The following is a 16,440-nucleotide window of genomic DNA, read 5'->3' as shown; positions in this document are numbered from 1 at the left end:
CCAGCCCCCCGGCCCCCCCGCCGTGGTTCCGCATCAGCCGACGATCCGCTCCAGCGGGTCGTATCGTGCCGTGCCATCTCCCCAGATCGCATCCCCCAGCATATCGGGCTTGTGCCTAAGCGTGGTCAGTTCGGCACGGGTGACCCATCGCGCACGGTTCACGACGCCTTCGGGATCGGTCAGCGTCAACACGTCGGGCCCTGTCAGCGTGGCGCGGAAATGCACCTCGACCTGGTGAAACCGCCGGGAGGGGTCGTGGAATTCGTTCACCAGGAAGGGATCCCCGACGGCGATGCTCAGGCCCGTCTCCTCCAAAACCTCGCGCGCCAGATTGTCGGGCAGCGAGGCTTGCGGTTCGACCCCGCCGCCCGGCAGGCACCACAGGTCGGACTGCTGCCCCGGATAGGCATTCACCACAAGCACGCGATCGCGATGCAGGATCGCGGCACGCACCGCCAGTCGGATCATCCGGCGATCCGGTTCACATGGCCCATCTTGCGGCCCGGCCGCGCCTGCCCCTTGCCATAGAGGTGAACCTGCGTCCGCGGCTGTGCCAGCAGCGCGGGCACACGGTCCATGTCGTCGCCGATCAGGTTCTCCATCACCACGTCCACATGACGCTTGCCGTCGCCCAAGGGCAGTCCTGCCACGGCGCGGATATGCTGTTCGAACTGGTCGACCGCGCAGCCGGTCTGCGTCCAGTGGCCGGAATTGTGCACGCGGGGCGCGATCTCGTTCACGATCAGACCCTCCGGGGTCACGAACAGTTCGACCCCCAGCACGCCGACATAATCCAGCGCGTTGGCGATGCGCGCGGCGATCAGCACCGCGTCGGTGGTCACCCGCCCGGGCAGGCCGCAGGGCACCGTGGTGGTGCGCAAGATGCCGCCCTCATGGACGTTCAGGCCCGGATCGAAGGCCGCCACCTGGCCATCGGTGCCGCGTGCGATGATCACGCTGATCTCGGCAGTGAAGTTCACGAACCCCTCCAGGACCGACGGTGCGCCGGTCCAGTCGGCCGGACCCTCTCCGATGCGCACCTGCCCCTTGCCGTCATAGCCCATGCGGCGGGTCTTGAGGATCGACGGGCGACCGATCCGCGCGATGGCGTCGTCCAGCGCGCCCTGATCCGCCACGTCGGCAAAGGGCGCGACGGTCAGGCCGATGTCGGTCAGGAAGGTCTTTTCGGTCAGCCGGTCCTGCGACACGGCCAGCGCGCGCCGCCCCGGGCGGATGGGGCGCAGGCTTTCCAGCAGATCCAGTGCGCTGGTCGGCACATTCTCGAATTCATAGGTGATTACGTCGACGCTTTCCGCAAAGGAGCGCAGTGCGGCCTCGTCCTCATAGGGGGCGGTCGTCACGCGCCAGGCGACGTCACCCGCAGGAGCGGCGCCTGGTTCGAAGATGTGACAGCGCAGGCCAAGGCGACTTGCGGCCGCCGACAGCATCCGGCCCAGCTGGCCGCCGCCCAGGATCCCGATGGTGCGGACCTCAGTCATCCGCGGGCTCCTCGGGGATCGAGGCCGACAGCGCCATGCGCCAGTCGTCCAGCCGCTGCGCCAGCGCCGGGTCGTTCAGCGCCAGGATGCCTGCGGCCATAAGCCCCGCATTGGCGGCACCCGCCGCCCCGATCGCCATCGTGGCGACCGGATAGCCCTTGGGCATCTGCACAATCGAATACAGCGAATCGACACCGGACAGCGCCTTGGTCTGGATCGGCACCCCGATCACCGGAACGCGGGTCTTGGACGCCATCATGCCGGGCAGATGGGCCGCGCCCCCTGCCCCCGCAATGATCACGCGCAGACCACGCCCGACCGCCGACTTGCCATAGTCCCACAGCCGATCCGGGGTGCGGTGCGCGCTGACGATGCGGGTGTGATAGGGCACGCCCAGTTCGTCCAGGATCTGTGCCGCCTCGCGCATGGTCGGCCAGTCGGACTGGCTGCCCATGATGATTCCCACCGCTTCGGTCATCTGTCGTCCCCGTATTGTGCGCCGCGTGCCTGTCCTAGCGCGGGTCCGCGCGGGTCGCAATCAGGCGATGATGTCGGGGGTCAACTCATCCTCCAGTCGGGCGATGCGATCCTTCAGCGACAGTTTCTGCTTCTTCAGCCGCTGCAGGGCGACGGAGGCGGTCAGCTGGCCCTGAAGGGCGGCGATGGCCTCGTCCAGGTCGCGATGCTCGCAGCGCAGGGCCGCAAGACGGGCGCGGCTGATTTCGTCGTGGTTCATCGAATGCTGCATGTTCATCGGGCGGGCTCTTGGGAAATGCCGTGGTTCCGACTTATAGCGTGTCGCGCGGCATCTGTTAAGCTGGCATGGACAAACCACACGGCTCACGCCATCGTGAGGGTGTGTCCCGGAGGGTTGCCATGTCGCGGCTTGCCACCATCCTTGCGCTGATGATCGCCGGCCCCGCCGCGGGCCAGTCCGATGGCGATGTCACCTGGAACACGGGGCGCCTGCCCGACGGGCCCGGCCACGCTGCCGAGATCGCCTATGAGGGACGCAGGCTCAGCTATGTCTGCCGGCCCGGCGATGCGGGACGTCTGGTGATCGACGGGATGGGACAGACCGACGATCCGATTGTCGTCCTGGTCGACGGACAGCGGATCGCCGTGCCGTCTGACATGACGAACGGCGTCCATTCGATCGCCGCCGATCCCGGATCGCAGCTGTTGTCGGCGCTGACCGGAGGGCGGCAGGTCACCCTGCTGGCCGGGCCCGTGACGCTCAGCCTGCCGTTGGAGGGGTCTCGGCGCGCGATCGGACAGGCGATGGAGGCCTGCGACCTTCGGCCCTGACAGCGCGGATCTTGCAAAACGATGCCGGCCTTTCCATATCTTGCGCAGGACGGGGGCCGCCGCAACGGGGCCCCGGACCTGCAGTCGCTGCAACGCAAAGGGCTGAGATGACGAAGATTTCCTTAGGGGCACATCCCTATCTGCTGGGGTTCGACCAGCTTGAACGCCTGGTGGAACGGGCCTCCAAGGGGGCCGAGGGCTATCCGCCCTATAACATCGAACACCTGCCGCCCGATGCCTTCCGCATCACCCTGGCCGTCGCCGGCTTTGCCGAGGACGACCTGGCCATCACGACCGAGGACCGCCAGCTGGTGATCCGCGGCCGGCAACCCGAACCGGACGACGCCCGCGTTTATCTGCATCGCGGCATTGCCGCCCGCGCCTTCCAACGCAGCTTCGTGCTGGCCGACGGGGTCGAGGTGACGTCAGCCGCAATGGAAAACGGGCTTCTGCACATCGACCTGCGCCGGGTGAATCCGCAGCAGGTCGTCAAGACCATTCCGATCAGCCGCAAGCAAGGGGATCATCATGGATAGCAAATTTGATTTCGGAGGCGGTACGTCCGCCCAGACCGTCTACATTCGGCAGGTCGTCGCCGCGACCCTGCCCCGCGACGTCCAAGACCAACTGCCTGGCGTTCAGACCCTGTACGCCGTCCACGACACCGATGGTGAACGGCTCGCCCTGGTCCAGGACCGCGCCCTGGCCTTCACCTTGGCGCGTGAGAACGAGCTGCGGCCCGTCAGCGTCCATTAGGCATAGCGCATAAACGCGAAAGCCCGCCCATCGGGCGACCAGCAGGGCACGTTCAGCGTGCCCTGCCCACCGAACAGGTCGCACAGCTTGCGCCGTTCCGTCCCGTCCGGCGCCATGATCCACAGGGATACGTCCCGGTCGCGCGGATGTTCCAGCGTTTCGGGCGCATAGGCCAGATAGACGACATGGCGCCCGCAGGGCGACGGATGCGGGAACCAGTTCACCGAATCGTCGCGAAAGACCGGCGCGGCGTCCAATCCATCGACGCGCATCTTCCAGATCTGCGCATGACCGGTCGCGTCGCTGTTGAACCAGATCCAGTTGCCACACGCACTGAAATCGGGACCGTCGTGATGGGCGACGTCCGGGGTCAGCACCCGTTCGCCGCTGCCATCCACGGCGCAGGTGGCGATCCGTACCACGCGGTCGCCCCGCGCGCAGGCATAGACCAGCCGGTCGCCGTGCGCGCCGTGCCACCAGCTTGGGCGCTGCGTGCCCACCGGTTGGGTGGCCGCGCCGTCCCAGACATGCATCCCGGCCCCGGTCCCGTCATGCGCGGAAAAGATCACCCGCCCGTCGGGCAGAAAGCCGTGGTCGTTGTTGCACCGTTCGGCGCAGCCGGTCTGCAGCAGCTGCAGGCCGTCGGCATCGGCGCGCCACAGGCGCCCCTCTCCGTTCACAAGAAACCAGCCGTCAGGGTGCCAGTTCGGCGCCTCGATCAGCATCGGGGTGCGCAGGATCACGCGGGACTGCCCGGTGGCGACATCCCAGACCTCCAGGGACGACCGCCAGCTCATGGCGTCACCGCCCGGCGGTCACCGCGCCATTGGCGCAGCGCCAGTACCGTCAGGATCGCCGCAAAGACGCAGATCTGATAGGACAGCGCGTGGCCGGTGGCCGCGGCATGGTCCTGATCAACGCGCAGGCGGACAAAGAACAGGCTGCTGACGATGGCGATGCCGATGGCCGCGCCGATCTGCTGGAACGCCTGCATCCCCCCCGTCGCGGCCCCCGCGATGCGCCCCGGCACGTCACGCAGCACCAGTTGGAACAGCGGAGAGATCGCCAGACCCATCCCCAGGCCGTTCATCGCCAAAGGCCCGACCAGCGTACCGGGGCCAAGATCGGCAGGCGGGTGGGCCGCCGCGTGGCGCAACCAGATCATCCCGGCCAGCATGACCGCCGCGCCCAGGGCGACCCGCCCCACCAGCGCCCGCGTCCCGAACCGCCCCGTGACATAGCTGCCCAGCATGATGCCCAATGGGAACGGCGCCGTGGCGATGCCCGACTCCAGCGGCGTCAGGCCAAAGCCGGTCTGGAAATAGATGGCCAGGACCAGAAACATTCCCGGAATGGCCGAGAAATGCAGCATCACCACCGTCACCCCGGACAGAAAGCCCCGATCCCGCAGCAGCACCATCGGCAGCAGCTGTTCCCGGCCCTCCGCCTCCAGTGCGTGCTGGCGTCGCAGGAACAGCGCCCCGACGGGGATCGCCGCAACCAGCGTGACCAGCGTCCACCACGGCCAGCCCAGCAGCGGTCCCTCGATCATCGGCAGGACGACCAGTGTGATGGCCAGACCGAACAGGCCCACGCCCCACCAGTCGATCGCCATGTCGCGCGACGATTCCAGCCGCGGGATCAGCCAGAACCCCGCCAATACGACCAACAGCCCCACCGGCAGGTTGACCAGGAAGATGGGCCGCCATTCAAGCCCATAGAGGTTCCCGCTGATCAGCACGCCGCCCAGCAGCGGCCCCGTGACCGCGCCCAGGCTGATGACCACGCCCGCCAGCGCGAATGCCTTGGCCTTCTGTTCGGGGGGAAAGATCACGTGCATGATCGCCATGACCTGCGGCACCATCATCGCCCCGCCGATGCCCTGCAGCGCACGCGCGCCGATCAGGACGTTGATGTCGGGCGCAAGCCCGCACAGGACGGATGCCAGCGTGAACAGCCCCACGCCCGACAGGAACAGCCGCTTGCGCCCCAGCTTGTCCCCGAAGCGCCCGCAGGGCAGCAGACCCACCGCAAAGGCCAGCACATAGGCCGCCGAGATCCATTCGATCTGCGTCTCGCTGGCGCCAAGATCGGTGCGGATCGAGGGCAACGCGACGTTGACGATGCTGACATCGATCAGGTTCATGAAATTGCCCATCAGCAACAGCACGGTTGCGGCCCAGGGGTTGACGCCCTTGGGCGGGCTGGCGGGATGGGGCATCGGACAACTCCGTTGACGGTCAGCGCGGAACCATCCGCAGGCGCGCGAGGTTCCGGACGCCAAACGGCCCCGGTGTCGCACCGGGGCCGTTCGTATCACTGCGGCAGGGATCAGGACAGGCCGATCAGGCCCATGCTCTCCAGCTTCAGCAGCACCTGATGCGCGGCGCTGTCCACGTCGATGTCGGTCGTGTCGACGCGCAGTTCGGGGTTGGCCGGTTCTTCATAGGGATCGGAAATCCCGGTGAACTCCTTGATCTTGCCTTCCCGCGCCAGCTTGTAGAGACCCTTGCGGTCGCGGCGTTCGCACTCCTCCAGGGGCGTGGCGACATGGACCTCGACGAAGGCGCCGCCGGCCTCGACCATCTCGCGCACGGCGCGGCGGGTCGCGGTATAGGGCGCGATCGGCGCGCAGATCGCGATGCCGCCGTTCTTGGTGATCTCGGACGCGACATAGCCGATGCGCTTGATGTTGATGTCGCGATGCTCCTTGCTGAACCCCAGCTCCGACGACAGGTGCTTGCGGACCACGTCACCGTCCAGCAGCGACACGGGACGACCGCCCATCTCCATCAGCTTGACCATCAGCGCGTTGGCGACCGTCGACTTGCCCGACCCCGACAGGCCGGTGAAGAACACGGTGAAGCCCTGGTTGGCGCGCGGGGGCGAGGTGCGGCGCAGCTGCTGGACGACCTCGGGGAAGCTGAACCATTCCGGGATGTCCAGCCCCTCGCGCAGGCGGCGGCGTAGTTCGGTGCCGCTGATGTCCAGGACGGTGCTGCCCTCGGGGATCTCGTTCGCGGGGAAATACTGCGCCTTTTCCTGCACATAGACCATGTGCTTGAAGTCGACCATCTCGACGCCGATTTCCGACTGGTGGGCCTTGAACAGCTCCTGCGCATCATAGGGGCCATAGAAGTCCTGGCCCTGGCTGTTCTTGCCGGGTCCGGCATGGTCACGGCCGACGATGAAGTGGGTCACGCCGTGGTTGGCCCGGATCAGGCCGTGCCATACAGCCTCGCGCGGGCCGGCCATGCGCATCGCCAGGTTCAGCAGCGACAGGCTGGTGGTGGCCGCCGGATACTTGTCCAGCACCGCCTCGTAGCAGCGGACGCGGGTGAAGTGGTCGACATCGCCCGGCTTGGTCATGCCGACGACCGGATGGATCAGCAGGTTCGCCTGAGCCTCGCGGGCGGCGCGGAAGGTCAGCTCCTGGTGCGCGCGGTGCAGCGGGTTGCGGGTCTGGAACGCGACGACGCGGCTCCAGCCGAGCTTCTTGAACATGGTGCGCAGTTCGTTGGGCGTGTTGCGGCGGGCGCGGAAATCGTAATGCGTCGGCGCCTGCAGGCCCTTGACCGGGCCGCCCAGATAGACCGAGCCCGCGACGTTGTGCAGATAGTTCACCGCCGGATGCGCCAGGTCGTCGGCGCCGAACACCTTCTCGGCCTCCAGCGCCTTGTTCGGCACCCATTTGTCGGTCAGCGACATGATCGCCAGGATCACGCCCTCCTGGTCGCGCAGCGCGATGTCGGTGCCCGGCTCCAGCCCTTCGGCGAACGTTTCGGACACGTCCAGCGTGATGGGCATCGGCCACAGCGCGCCCGAGGTCAGGCGCATGTCGCTGACGACGCCGTCATAGTCGGCTTGGGTCAGAAAGCCCTTCAGCGGGTTGAAGCCGCCGTTCATCAGCAGCTCCAGATCACAGATCTGGCGTGGCGTCAGGTCCCAGCTGGGCATCCGCCCGGCATCGTCTTTCAGCGCGGCGGCCGACGCCTCGGAGACATAGAGTTCGGGAATGGGGGCATGCTTGGGTAGGGTCATGGTCACGACTCGTGGGTTGCGCAGAAACGGATCAACACGCGACCCTGCGGGGATCGCGCGACTCGACGCGACGCATAGCCCCCATGAAAGCGATATTCAAGTCTGGGAAAACGCTTTTCGCTTCGGGCGTGCCGCCGGGAACCCGACCACACGCGTCACGTTGGGTTCGCGAACCGCAACGACAGGAGCGCATGATGACCGACCAGACCACCGCAAGCCAGGAAGAGCAGCGCGCCTTGTCCCAGGATGAACTGGAGCTGGCGAACCAGACCCGACAACCGGCCTTGGGCCGTTTGTCCGACAAGGAACTGTCCGATCTGGTGGGGCTGCTGCGTGTTCGTCGCAACCGCGCGCGCGACATTGCGGCCCGCCAAGGGCGCGAGGCGCGGGGAAAGGCCGGGCCCAAGGGCACAAACCCTGCGGCCGGCAACGCGGGCACGCGAAGCAAGGCCGAGTTTCTGACCGCCGCCCTGGACCGGGCGACGGCCGAACGCGAACGGCGCGAAGGCGATGCCGATCCCAGCCAGAAGGATCTGGCCCAGAAAGCTGCCGCACTGAAGGACGACGCCACCAACGCAATGATGGAGACCGGCGGACCGCTGCACCCGAACGACCCCGATGCCGATCCCGGCAAGGCCGGCCTGGCAGAGACGCAGCGTGACGCCGCACCGTCGGGTGCCTTGGATCACGCAGGTGAGCTGCCGGCCCGCGAACGCTCGCGCGAGCGCGGCTGAGCCGTCAGTAGATGACGGCAACCCGCTGCTCAGGCTCCAGCTCGACCTCGCCCTGAGCCTCGAGGAAATGCGCGGCATCCAGCGCGGCCATGCATCCCATGCCCGCGCTGGTCACAGCCTGACGATAGATGTGATCGGTCAGGTCGCCCGCCGCGAACACGCCCGGGATCGAAGTGCGCGTGCTGCCCGCCTCGACCTTGACGTAACCGCCGTTGTGCAGTTCCAGCTGATCCTTGACCAGTTCGCTGGCCGGCGCATGGCCGATTGCCACGAACACGCCGTCAGCCTTGATCGTCTGCGTCGTTCCGTCAACAAGGTTGCGCAGCGTGGCACCGCTGACGCCGACCGGGGTTTCGGTGCCGGTGACCTCTGCCAGTTCGCTGTTCCAGATCACCTCGACCTTGGGATGGGCGAACAGGCGGTTCTGCAGGATCTTCTCGGCCCGCAGGCTGTCGCGGCGGTGCACCAGCGTCACCTTGCTGGCGAACTTGGTCAGGAACAGCGCCTCCTCGACCGCGGTGTTCCCGCCGCCGATCACCACGACCTCGCGATTGCGATAGAAGAACCCGTCACAAGTGGCGCAGGCACTGACGCCGAAACCCTTGAACTTCTCCTCGGACGGCAGGCCAAGCCAGCGCGCCTGCGCCCCCGTGGCAAGGATCACCGCGTCTGCGGTGACCACCCGACCGCTGTCGCACGTCGCCGTGAAGGGACGCTTCTGCAGGTCCAGCGCGGTCACGAGATCGGTAACGATCTCGGCACCCATCGCACGAGCGTGGGTCTCCATCTTGACCATCAGGTCGGGGCCTTGGATCTCGGTGTCGCCGGGCCAGTTCTCGACCTCGGTCGTGATGGTCAGCTGCCCGCCGGGCTGCATCCCCTGGATCAGCATCGGCTCCAGCATGGCGCGGGAGGCGTAGACGGCGGCGGTGTATCCCGCCGGGCCAGATCCCACGATCAAAAGTTTCACATGGCTGCGTTCGGTCATCTTGCGCCCCTTTCGCGGTTTGTGCATGAGGTAGTCCCTCATGCGCCGGACTGCAACGCATCCCCGCCACGGACCGACGTCGATAAGATTGTTGCGCCGGACGGGGCGGCATTGTAGTTTCCGGCAACGCCAAGACCTGACAGAAGAAAGACAACCATGGCCGGCGCCAAACTGGACGACATCGACCGCAAGATCCTGGCCGAACTTCAGGCCGACGGGCGCATGACCAATGTCGAACTGGCCCGCCGGGTGGGCATCTCAGCGCCGCCCTGCCTACGCCGCGTCCGCACGCTGGAGGAGCTGGGATATATCCGCGGATACCATGCTGACATCGACGCCCGCGAACTGGGGTTCGAGGTGCAGGTGTTTGCTATGGTCCGCCTGGCGTCGCAATCCGAACGCGACCTGTCAGCCTTCGAGGCATTGGTTCAGGAATGGCCGCTGGTCCGCGAATGCCACATGCTGAACGGAGAGATCGATTTCATCCTGAAATGCATCTCTCCGGACCTGTCGACCTTCCAGCGCTTCCTGACCAACAGCCTGACCGCCGCGCCGAACGTGGCATCGGTCAAAACGTCGCTGGTGATCCGGGGCGCCAAGAACGAACCCGCCGTCCCCTTCGAGATCGTCGAGGAACGCGTCCGCGAAGCAGGCTGATCCTTGCGCAGGCTGGCCCGCCTGACGCTGCTGATCTGGTCGCTGGCGACGGTCGCGGTGACGGGCTGGATGCTGTCGCAGAACCCCTTTGCCACTCCGCTGGTCGATCGCGGCCTGGATCAGGCCCGTGCGGCCCTGATGCGCGCCGTGGCCGACCGCGCGACCCCGGACTGGCTGATCCCTCGCCTGACCGCCGCGCTGGATGCAGGCGACCGCCAGCAGGTGCAGATACTGATGGATCTGGCCCGCGATCAGGGCACGCCGCTGCCACCCGACCTGCGCGCCCGTGCCGACGCCGCGCTGGCGGTCGGCATGCTGGACACGCTGTCCGATTGCGGCACCTGCATGCGCGACGTGACCGCCTGTCCCAGCCTGTCCCTGGTCGCCGCCTGCACCCTGCCGTTCGAACTGTCGCCCGCAGGTGATGCCGCCGCGCTGATCCGGCAGGGCGGCACCTGGGCTACCGGAGGCGACCCCGACGGCATCGAGGCTGCGCTGGCGACCCTGGGCCTTGCCGCGACTGCCGGCACCTTGGTCACGGCGGGCAGCAGCCTGTCGATCAAGGGCGCGGCCACCACGCTGCGCGTCGCGCGTCGCGCCGATGCGTTGTCACCCGGCATGACACGCGCCCTGTCCGCCGCGGCGCGCAGCCCCGCGCCCGCCCGGGCCCTGTCCGGCATCGCCGGTGATCTGCGCACGATCGGGCGACAGGCCTCGGTTCCCGAACTGCTGCCGATCCTTCGGCTGGCCGAGGATCCGGACGACCTGCGCCGCCTGGCGCGTCTGTCAGAAGCCGCGGGGCCGGACACGACCCGTGTGCTGACAGTGCTGGGCAAATCCGACAGCCTGCGCCTGATGCGGCGCCTGGCCGATGCCGCCATGGCCGCCGCCGCCCTGATCGCGCTGGTCCTGGGACAGATGGCGGCGTTGCTGGGCGCCGGGGTTCAGATGGCCCTGCGCCGCGGCCTGCGCCCGAACCCTGCGCGGCGGATACCGCCGCCACTGCGTTCAGTTGCGTTCGGGGGCTAGAGCGAGATGGCGCTGATCAGCCGACCGTAATCGGCCTGTCCCTCATGCGTGGACCGGCGATAGCTGAAGAAGCGGTCGGGGTCGGAATAGGTGCAGTGCCGCGACCATTCCGCCTGCACGCCAGCTGCGCGCAGGCGTGACAGCCCGAACGCGGGAAGGTCGAACATCGGCCGACCATTCGGACCGCCGGAAAAGAACCGGTCATTGGCCATATCGTCAGCCAGAAACTCATCCATGAATTCGGGACTGACCTCATAGGCGCGCTGGCTGATCGTGGGGCCGATCACCGCGCGGATGTCGGTCGCACCCAGATCGCGCATGGCGGCCACCGTCGCCTCGATCACGCCGGCTATGGCGCCGCGCCACCCGGCGTGACAGGCGCCGACGACGCCAGCCGCGGCATCGGCCAGCAGCACGGGCTGGCAATCGGCGGTCAGCACGCCCAAGGCCACGTCGCGCCGGGCGGTGACCAGCCCGTCAGCCTTGATGTCCTTGACCACATCGACGTCATGATCGTCCGTCAAGGTGATCACATCTGCGGAATGGATCTGCTTGACGGTGGCCAGCGGCAGGCCCATCGCGCCCGCAACGCGGGCACGGTTGACCAGCACCATCTCACTTTGGTCCGAAGAGCGGCGCCCACAGTTCAGACCTGCGAACAGCCCGGAGGATGCCCCACCCTTTCGCGTGAAGAAACCGTGCCTTACGTCGGAAAGCAACGGGTGGGTCAGGATCTCAAGCGTGGTCTGCATGGGCCTCCAGCGCGACAAATCCGGGCACGGGCGGCGCGCCCTTGGGCCAGATCGCGATTACCTTGAACAAGTGACCCATTTCGTCGGGGTGGGTCAAGCGCCGAAGCGCGGCCATCGCGCCCCCGTCACCCGCAGCGGCAAGCCGGGCGGCCCGTGCCTCGGCCCCCAGGGCGCGCAGCCAATCGCCCTGTCGCACGGGACGCGACGCCACCGCCCCGCCCCGGATGGCCGCGGCGGCCAAGGGTGCGAAATCAACATGCGCCGTCAGGTCGGCCTGCCCCGGATGCGCCAGCGGATCTTCGCGAGCATGGTTGCGCAGGGCCTGAAACGTGTCGCCGAACCCGTTCCACCCGCCATAATCGATCAGGATCGCGCAGCCGCCATTGGTCGCGATGTGGCGGGCCGCGGCCTCGACAAAGGCCGCGCCTTCGGCACATTCCTCGACGATGTCGCCCACAGACCCCGTCCGGGCCAGCGGCAGGACGGGGCCAAGCCCCATGCGCAGACCATCATCCGACAGCCCGACCAGACGCTCACTCCAGCCATCGTCGGTTCGCTGGTACTGACGGATCGGGAGGGCGTCGATGAACTCGTTCCCGATCAAGAACAGTGGTTTGGATCCTATATCCTCGATCCGGTCGAGATGCGTGACGGGTCCAAGACGATCGCGCTGAACGCCGCGCAGATGCGGCGAGGCCTCGATCAGGGCGACGTCGGCGGCCGGGTGCAGGCCGGGCACCTGCCGCATCGCGCGCAGCATGTCGGCCATCAGCGTCCCGCGTCCCGGTCCCGGCTCGACCAAGGCGAACGGGGCCGGGGCACCCTGGTCCAGCCAGGTCTGCGCCAGCGCAAGGCCGCACAGTTCGCCGAACATCTGGTGGATCTCCGGCGCGGTCGTGAAATCACCCGCGGTGCCGAAGGGATCGCGCGTCGCGTAATAGCCGTGACGACTGTCCATCAGGCAGACCTGCATGTACTCGGCCAGGCTGATCGGCCCCGTCGCGCGGATGCGCGCCGCGATGATCGCGGCCAGGGGCGTCATGCGGCGACGGGCGGGCGGCGCCGCGCATAAGCCACCAGTGCCAGCCCGATCAGGACCATCGGCAGCGACAGCGTCTGCCCCATCGTCAGGCCGATCACAGGGCCGCCCAGGACGTGGCCAAGCGGGTTGTCCGGCGTGATGAACTGGGCGTCGGCGACGCGGAACAATTCGACGAACATGCGCGCAAGCCCATAGCCGGCAAGGAAAACCCCAAAGGCCAGGCCCGGACGGCGCAGCCCTCCGGCGCGAACCAGGACCAGCAGGATCAGCCCCAACAGCAGGCCCTCAAGTCCCGCCTCGTACAGCTGGCTGGGGTGGCGAGCGCAGGGTCCGACGATGCCGGGACAGGTCTGCGCCGCCTCGCCGGGAAAGACCACGCCCCAAGGCAGGTCGGTGGGGCGGCCCCACAGTTCGGCGTTGATGAAGTTGGCGATGCGCCCGAAGAAGATGCCGATCGGTGCCACGACGGCCATTGCGTCGGCCAGCCGCAGGACGGGTACACCCTGGCTGCGCGACCAGGCCCAGGTCGCCACGATCACGCCGGCAAAGCCGCCGTGAAAGCTCATCCCGCCCTGCCAGACCTGCAGGATCTGCCCGGGGTTCGACAGATAGTAGGCGGGCTCGTAGAACAGCACGAACCCCAGACGCCCGCCCAGGATCACCCCCAGGATGACCCAGGTCAGCAGGTCGTCGACCCGGTCGGGCGCGGTGGGCGGCGTGCCGCCCCACAGCGCGGGACGGCGCATCATCGCGACGATCAGCCGCCAACCCAGGATCAGGCCGGCCAGATAGGCCAGCGCATACCAGCGCAGCGAGAACGAGAACCCGCCCAGGGTGATCGTGAAGATTTCGGGGGCGATGTCGGGAAACGGGATCATGGGGCCTCGGGTCTGCGATTTGCCGCGCACGTTAGTCGCCAAAGCCGCACTGTCAACATTGAACCCTGGACCGCACCGGACCATATAGGACGCAACGCAAGACAGAAGGGCACCGCCAGATGACCACCCAGAACCGTTTCTTCGACGACATGTCCAAGCTGATGACCAACGCGATGGGCGTGGCCCAGGGCGCCCGCAGCGAGGCCGAGACGGCCATGAAGGGCTGGATCGACCGCTGGCTGGCCGACCGCGACTTTGTCACCCGCGAGGAGTTCGAGGCCGTGCGCGAGATGGCGATCAAGGCCCGCACCGAGAATGCCGAACTGAAGGCGCGGCTGGACGCCCTGTCCGCGGGTGCCGACAAGCCTCAGGGCTGAAGCGCCGTCTGCCCCATCAGCGTTCCCGCGCGGTCATAGACCAGCACCCGGTCGTCCGTCGTCAGCACGACGATCCGATCGGTCGCAAAGGTCACCGCGCGGGTTTGCGCATCCTGAGGCAGCGTGATCGCATCGGGCAGTTCGGGCAGCACGGGCTGGTTCAGCCGCACCCACAGCAGCGCCACGACCGCGATCATCCCCACCCCCATGACCAGCGTCAGCCCCGTCACCAGCGTCTTCAGAAAGCGCAGTTCCGGGACGGCTTTCGCCGCCACCTTCCAATCGGTATCATCCTGCGCCATGTCGATCCTTTCCGTGACCATTCCGGCCAACCCGCCCGACCGACTTGATAAGGCGCTTGCCATGGCGGTGCCAGAGGATGCGGCCCTGTCGCGGTCGCGCTTGGCGCGGCTGATCGCTGACGGTGCGGTAAGCGGTCCGGACGGCCCCGCACGCGACGTCAAGGCGCGCGTCTCCGAGGGTCAGGAATACCGCATCGCCCTGGCCCCGCCCGAGCCTGTCGAGACGCGGGCCGAGGCCATTCCGCTGGTCATCGCGCATGAGGATGATGACCTGATCGTGATCGACAAGCCCGCCGGGATGGTCGTCCATCCCGCGCCGGGCAGCCCCACCGGCACGCTGGTCAATGCGCTGCTGGCGCATTGCGGCGATTCGCTGTCGGGCATCGGGGGCGAAAAGCGCCCCGGCATCGTGCACCGCATCGACAAGGACACGTCGGGCCTGCTGGTCGTCGCCAAGTCGGACCGCGCGCATCACGGCCTTGCCGCCCAGTTCGAGGCGCATACAGCCAACCGGCGCTATCTTGCGCTGGCGCACGGGGCGATCGACGCGGCCGATCCGCGTCTGCGTGGCACGCCCGGCGTCTCGTTCGAGGAAGGGCTGGTGCTGCGGATCGCCACGCACCTGTCGCGCCACCCGACCGACCGCCAACGTCAGGCGGTCTTTGCCGACAAGGGCCGTCACGCCGTGACCCGCGCGCGGCTGCTGGAACGGTTCGGCACGCCGCCTTCGGCCATGCTTGTGGAGTGCCGGCTGGAAACGGGGCGCACCCACCAGATCCGGGTGCACATGGCCCATTGCGGCCTGGGGCTGATCGGCGATCCGGTCTATGGCGGGTCACGACGCGCCTCTGCCAAGGCGCTTGGCACCGCGGCGGCAGCGGTCCAGGCGTTTTCCCGACAGGCGTTGCACGCCGCGCATCTGGGGTTCGTCCATCCGGTCACCGGGGTCGAGATGGGGTTCGACAGTCCCCTGCCCGACGACATGCAGGCCCTTCTGGACGCCCTTCGCACCGCCCCTTGACGAAAGCGTGAGCCGACCACACATGACACTGCCCGCGCGGATGCGGCATTCTGTCCCGGAACCGGGCTGTTCGACGCTGCGTTAACCGGTCTCTGCGAAAGGCGAACATCATGGCGACTTATGGAAATCTTCCCGCCCCAAGCCCGGAACAGGGTCTGAACCGATATCTGCAGGAGATCCGCAAGTTTCCGCTGCTGGAACCCGAACAGGAATACATGCTGGCCAAGGCATGGGCCGATCACGAAGACAGCGACGCCGCGCATCAATTGGTGACAAGCCACCTGCGTCTGGCCGCAAAGATCGCGATGGGTTATCGCGGCTATGGCCTGCCACAGGCAGAGGTCATCAGCGAAGCGAATGTCGGCCTGATGCAGGCGGTCAAGCGGTTTGACCCGGAACGTGGCTTCCGCCTTGCCACCTATGCAATGTGGTGGATCCGCGCCTCGATCCAGGAATACATCCTGCGGTCCTGGTCCCTGGTCAAGATGGGCACCACAAGCGCGCAGAAGAAGCTGTTCTTCAACCTCCGCAAGGCGAAATCCAAGATCGGCGCCCTGGAGGAAGGCGATCTTCGTCCCGAGAACGTCGCCCAGATTGCCACCGAATTGAACGTCACCGAGAAAGAGGTCGTCGACATGAACCGCCGGCTTTCCGGTGGTGACGCCTCGCTCAACGCGCAGGTCGGGTCGGGCGATGGCGAATCGTCGGCGCAGTGGCAGGACTGGTTGGAGGACACGAACGCCAATCAAGCCGAGGCTTATGCGGAGTCGGAGGAGTTGGACACGCGTCGCCAGATGCTGATCGACGCGATGGATGCACTCAACGAGCGTGAGAAGGACATCCTGATAGAGCGTCGTCTGCGCGACGATCCGATGACGCTGGAGGATCTGTCCAGCCGCTACAGCGTGTCGCGCGAACGCATCCGCCAGATCGAGGTGCGCGCGTTCGAGAAGCTGCAGGAACGGATGCGCACCCTGGCCCGCGACAAGGGCATGCGGATCGCCGATACGGTCGAGTGACCCGCGCTGCATTGACGCAACGCGGCGCGGCGCTATG

The 16,440-nt window shown here is 67.3% G+C and carries 21 protein-coding genes; 9 read left to right on the top strand and 12 right to left on the bottom strand.

The window, feature by feature from the left end:
- Positions 1 to 33: 33 nt before the first annotated feature.
- The 4 genes from TW83_RS12185 to TW83_RS12170 are packed head-to-tail and all read right to left on the bottom strand — an operon-like array spanning position 34 to position 2,253.
- Positions 34 to 468, bottom strand: a complete 435-nt coding sequence (locus TW83_RS12185) for an NUDIX hydrolase (RefSeq protein ID WP_045983050.1) — start codon at positions 466 to 468, stop codon at positions 34 to 36.
- Entirely contained in the window at positions 465 to 1,499 is a 1,035-nt protein-coding gene (locus TW83_RS12180; RefSeq protein WP_045983049.1) for a 5-(carboxyamino)imidazole ribonucleotide synthase, read from the bottom strand. Before TW83_RS12180 ends, TW83_RS12185 begins: the two co-directional genes overlap by 4 nt.
- On the bottom strand, positions 1,492 to 1,977 hold the full coding sequence (gene purE, locus TW83_RS12175; protein ID WP_045983048.1) for a 5-(carboxyamino)imidazole ribonucleotide mutase: 486 nt from the start codon (positions 1,975 to 1,977) through the stop codon (positions 1,492 to 1,494). The genes TW83_RS12180 and purE overlap by 8 nt, the downstream gene beginning before the upstream one ends.
- Positions 1,978 to 2,037: 60 nt before the next feature.
- Positions 2,038 to 2,253 carry a DUF465 domain-containing protein gene (locus TW83_RS12170; RefSeq protein ID WP_045983047.1) on the bottom strand — a complete coding sequence of 72 codons (216 nt, stop codon included), beginning with the start codon at positions 2,251 to 2,253 and terminating at the stop codon, positions 2,038 to 2,040.
- Positions 2,254 to 2,375: 122 nt separating this feature from the next.
- Here TW83_RS12170 and TW83_RS12165 point away from each other — a divergent pair, with 122 nt between their 5' ends.
- The 3 genes from TW83_RS12165 (at position 2,376) to TW83_RS12155 (ending at position 3,563) form a co-directional block, all read left to right on the top strand.
- Positions 2,376 to 2,807 (top strand): hypothetical protein, encoded by a 432-nt coding sequence (locus TW83_RS12165; RefSeq protein WP_045983046.1) that lies wholly within the window; start codon positions 2,376 to 2,378, stop codon positions 2,805 to 2,807.
- Between the two features lie 107 nt (positions 2,808 to 2,914).
- On the top strand, positions 2,915 to 3,343 hold the full coding sequence (locus tag TW83_RS12160) for an Hsp20 family protein (protein ID WP_045983045.1): 429 nt from the start codon (positions 2,915 to 2,917) through the stop codon (positions 3,341 to 3,343).
- Entirely contained in the window at positions 3,336 to 3,563 is a 228-nt protein-coding gene (locus tag TW83_RS12155; RefSeq protein ID WP_045983044.1) for a DUF1150 family protein, read from the top strand. Before TW83_RS12160 ends, TW83_RS12155 begins: the two co-directional genes overlap by 8 nt.
- Here the strand turns inward: TW83_RS12155 and TW83_RS12150 are convergent.
- From TW83_RS12150 to TW83_RS12140, 3 genes are all read right to left on the bottom strand, one after another.
- Positions 3,560 to 4,360, bottom strand: coding sequence for a hypothetical protein (locus TW83_RS12150; protein ID WP_045983043.1), 801 nt, complete (start codon positions 4,358 to 4,360; stop codon positions 3,560 to 3,562). The two genes, TW83_RS12155 and TW83_RS12150, sit on opposite strands and share 4 nt — an antisense overlap.
- A complete protein-coding gene (locus TW83_RS12145) occupies positions 4,357 to 5,784 on the bottom strand; it encodes an MFS transporter (protein WP_045983042.1) in 1,428 nt (475 codons plus the stop codon). Before TW83_RS12145 ends, TW83_RS12150 begins: the two co-directional genes overlap by 4 nt.
- 110 nt (positions 5,785 to 5,894) lie before the next feature.
- A complete protein-coding gene (locus tag TW83_RS12140; RefSeq protein ID WP_045983041.1) occupies positions 5,895 to 7,604 on the bottom strand; it encodes a bifunctional sulfate adenylyltransferase/adenylylsulfate kinase in 1,710 nt (569 codons plus the stop codon).
- Positions 7,605 to 7,798: 194 nt separating this feature from the next.
- Here TW83_RS12140 and TW83_RS12135 point away from each other — a divergent pair, with 194 nt between their 5' ends.
- The gene (locus TW83_RS12135) at positions 7,799 to 8,338 is read left to right on the top strand and encodes a hypothetical protein (protein WP_045983040.1); all 540 of its coding nucleotides are present in this window, start codon (positions 7,799 to 7,801) and stop codon (positions 8,336 to 8,338) included.
- A gap of 4 nt (positions 8,339 to 8,342) precedes the next feature.
- Here TW83_RS12135 and trxB read toward each other — a convergent pair whose 3' ends face one another.
- Positions 8,343 to 9,326, bottom strand: a complete 984-nt coding sequence (trxB, locus tag TW83_RS12130; RefSeq protein ID WP_084693651.1) for a thioredoxin-disulfide reductase — start codon at positions 9,324 to 9,326, stop codon at positions 8,343 to 8,345.
- A gap of 156 nt (positions 9,327 to 9,482) precedes the next feature.
- Between trxB and TW83_RS12125 the strand changes: the two genes are divergently transcribed.
- Both TW83_RS12125 and TW83_RS12120 read left to right on the top strand, forming a co-directional pair.
- Positions 9,483 to 9,983 carry an Lrp/AsnC family transcriptional regulator gene (locus tag TW83_RS12125; protein ID WP_045983038.1) on the top strand — a complete coding sequence of 167 codons (501 nt, stop codon included), beginning with the start codon at positions 9,483 to 9,485 and terminating at the stop codon, positions 9,981 to 9,983.
- 3 nt (positions 9,984 to 9,986) lie between these two features.
- The gene (locus TW83_RS12120; protein WP_045983037.1) at positions 9,987 to 11,012 is read left to right on the top strand and encodes a hypothetical protein; all 1,026 of its coding nucleotides are present in this window, start codon (positions 9,987 to 9,989) and stop codon (positions 11,010 to 11,012) included.
- Here TW83_RS12120 and pgeF read toward each other — a convergent pair.
- Genes pgeF through lgt form a run of 3 tightly spaced genes read right to left on the bottom strand, consistent with a single transcriptional unit; the run spans position 11,009 to position 13,684 of the window.
- Complete coding sequence (gene pgeF / locus TW83_RS12115) at positions 11,009 to 11,764, bottom strand: peptidoglycan editing factor PgeF (RefSeq protein WP_045983036.1); 756 nt, start codon at positions 11,762 to 11,764, stop codon at positions 11,009 to 11,011. The genes TW83_RS12120 and pgeF overlap by 4 nt on opposite strands.
- Complete coding sequence (locus TW83_RS12110) at positions 11,748 to 12,806, bottom strand: SAM-dependent methyltransferase (RefSeq protein ID WP_045983035.1); 1,059 nt, start codon at positions 12,804 to 12,806, stop codon at positions 11,748 to 11,750. Before TW83_RS12110 ends, pgeF begins: the two co-directional genes overlap by 17 nt.
- Complete coding sequence (gene lgt / locus TW83_RS12105) at positions 12,803 to 13,684, bottom strand: prolipoprotein diacylglyceryl transferase (protein ID WP_045983034.1); 882 nt, start codon at positions 13,682 to 13,684, stop codon at positions 12,803 to 12,805. The genes TW83_RS12110 and lgt overlap by 4 nt, the downstream gene beginning before the upstream one ends.
- Before the next feature lie 119 nt (positions 13,685 to 13,803).
- On the opposite strand from lgt, the gene TW83_RS12100 reads away from it, so the two are divergent.
- On the top strand, positions 13,804 to 14,061 hold the full coding sequence (locus TW83_RS12100) for an accessory factor UbiK family protein (protein WP_045983033.1): 258 nt from the start codon (positions 13,804 to 13,806) through the stop codon (positions 14,059 to 14,061).
- Here TW83_RS12100 and TW83_RS12095 read toward each other — a convergent pair.
- Positions 14,052 to 14,363: a DUF6476 family protein gene (locus TW83_RS12095; protein ID WP_045983032.1), complete on the bottom strand. Its 312-nt coding sequence runs from the start codon at positions 14,361 to 14,363 to the stop codon at positions 14,052 to 14,054. The two genes, TW83_RS12100 and TW83_RS12095, sit on opposite strands and share 10 nt — an antisense overlap.
- On the opposite strand from TW83_RS12095, the gene TW83_RS12090 reads away from it, so the two are divergent.
- Positions 14,362 to 15,384, top strand: coding sequence for an RluA family pseudouridine synthase (locus tag TW83_RS12090; RefSeq protein ID WP_045983031.1), 1,023 nt, complete (start codon positions 14,362 to 14,364; stop codon positions 15,382 to 15,384). The two genes, TW83_RS12095 and TW83_RS12090, sit on opposite strands and share 2 nt — an antisense overlap.
- Positions 15,385 to 15,494: 110 nt before the next feature.
- Positions 15,495 to 16,403 carry an RNA polymerase sigma factor RpoH gene (gene rpoH, locus TW83_RS12085; protein ID WP_045983030.1) on the top strand — a complete coding sequence of 303 codons (909 nt, stop codon included), beginning with the start codon at positions 15,495 to 15,497 and terminating at the stop codon, positions 16,401 to 16,403.
- Positions 16,404 to 16,440 lie beyond the last annotated feature (37 nt).

It is taken from the genome of Paracoccus sp. S4493, from assembly GCF_000967735.1.
Classification (GTDB): Bacteria; Pseudomonadota; Alphaproteobacteria; order Rhodobacterales; family Rhodobacteraceae; genus Paracoccus; species Paracoccus marcusii.
Note: the sequence above shows the minus strand (reverse complement) of the source record. Positions and strands in the feature narration are given on the sequence as shown.

Bases quoted from the DNA above. Each gene is read 5' to 3' on its own strand.
- rpoH (WP_045983030.1), top strand. From the start codon at position 15,495: ATGGCGACTTATGGAAATCTTCCCGCCCCAAGCCCGGAACAGGGTCTG.
- TW83_RS12095 (WP_045983032.1), bottom strand. From the start codon at position 14,363: ATGGCGCAGGATGATACCGATTGGAAGGTGGCGGCGAAAGCCGTCCCG.
- trxB (WP_084693651.1), bottom strand. From the start codon at position 9,326: ATGACCGAACGCAGCCATGTGAAACTTTTGATCGTGGGATCTGGCCCG.
- TW83_RS12135 (WP_045983040.1), top strand. From the start codon at position 7,799: ATGACCGACCAGACCACCGCAAGCCAGGAAGAGCAGCGCGCCTTGTCC.
- TW83_RS12110 (WP_045983035.1), bottom strand. From the start codon at position 12,806: ATGACGCCCCTGGCCGCGATCATCGCGGCGCGCATCCGCGCGACGGGG.
- TW83_RS12155 (WP_045983044.1), top strand. From the start codon at position 3,336: ATGGATAGCAAATTTGATTTCGGAGGCGGTACGTCCGCCCAGACCGTC.
- TW83_RS12185 (WP_045983050.1), bottom strand. From the start codon at position 468: ATGATCCGACTGGCGGTGCGTGCCGCGATCCTGCATCGCGATCGCGTG.
- TW83_RS12170 (WP_045983047.1), bottom strand. From the start codon at position 2,253: ATGAACATGCAGCATTCGATGAACCACGACGAAATCAGCCGCGCCCGT.
- TW83_RS12180 (WP_045983049.1), bottom strand. From the start codon at position 1,499: ATGACTGAGGTCCGCACCATCGGGATCCTGGGCGGCGGCCAGCTGGGC.
- TW83_RS12125 (WP_045983038.1), top strand. From the start codon at position 9,483: ATGGCCGGCGCCAAACTGGACGACATCGACCGCAAGATCCTGGCCGAA.
- TW83_RS12090 (WP_045983031.1), top strand. From the start codon at position 14,362: ATGTCGATCCTTTCCGTGACCATTCCGGCCAACCCGCCCGACCGACTT.
- lgt (WP_045983034.1), bottom strand. From the start codon at position 13,684: ATGATCCCGTTTCCCGACATCGCCCCCGAAATCTTCACGATCACCCTG.
- TW83_RS12100 (WP_045983033.1), top strand. From the start codon at position 13,804: ATGACCACCCAGAACCGTTTCTTCGACGACATGTCCAAGCTGATGACC.
- TW83_RS12160 (WP_045983045.1), top strand. From the start codon at position 2,915: ATGACGAAGATTTCCTTAGGGGCACATCCCTATCTGCTGGGGTTCGAC.
- TW83_RS12150 (WP_045983043.1), bottom strand. From the start codon at position 4,360: ATGAGCTGGCGGTCGTCCCTGGAGGTCTGGGATGTCGCCACCGGGCAG.
- TW83_RS12140 (WP_045983041.1), bottom strand. From the start codon at position 7,604: ATGACCCTACCCAAGCATGCCCCCATTCCCGAACTCTATGTCTCCGAG.
- TW83_RS12165 (WP_045983046.1), top strand. From the start codon at position 2,376: ATGTCGCGGCTTGCCACCATCCTTGCGCTGATGATCGCCGGCCCCGCC.
- pgeF (WP_045983036.1), bottom strand. From the start codon at position 11,764: ATGCAGACCACGCTTGAGATCCTGACCCACCCGTTGCTTTCCGACGTA.
- purE (WP_045983048.1), bottom strand. From the start codon at position 1,977: ATGACCGAAGCGGTGGGAATCATCATGGGCAGCCAGTCCGACTGGCCG.
- TW83_RS12145 (WP_045983042.1), bottom strand. From the start codon at position 5,784: ATGCCCCATCCCGCCAGCCCGCCCAAGGGCGTCAACCCCTGGGCCGCA.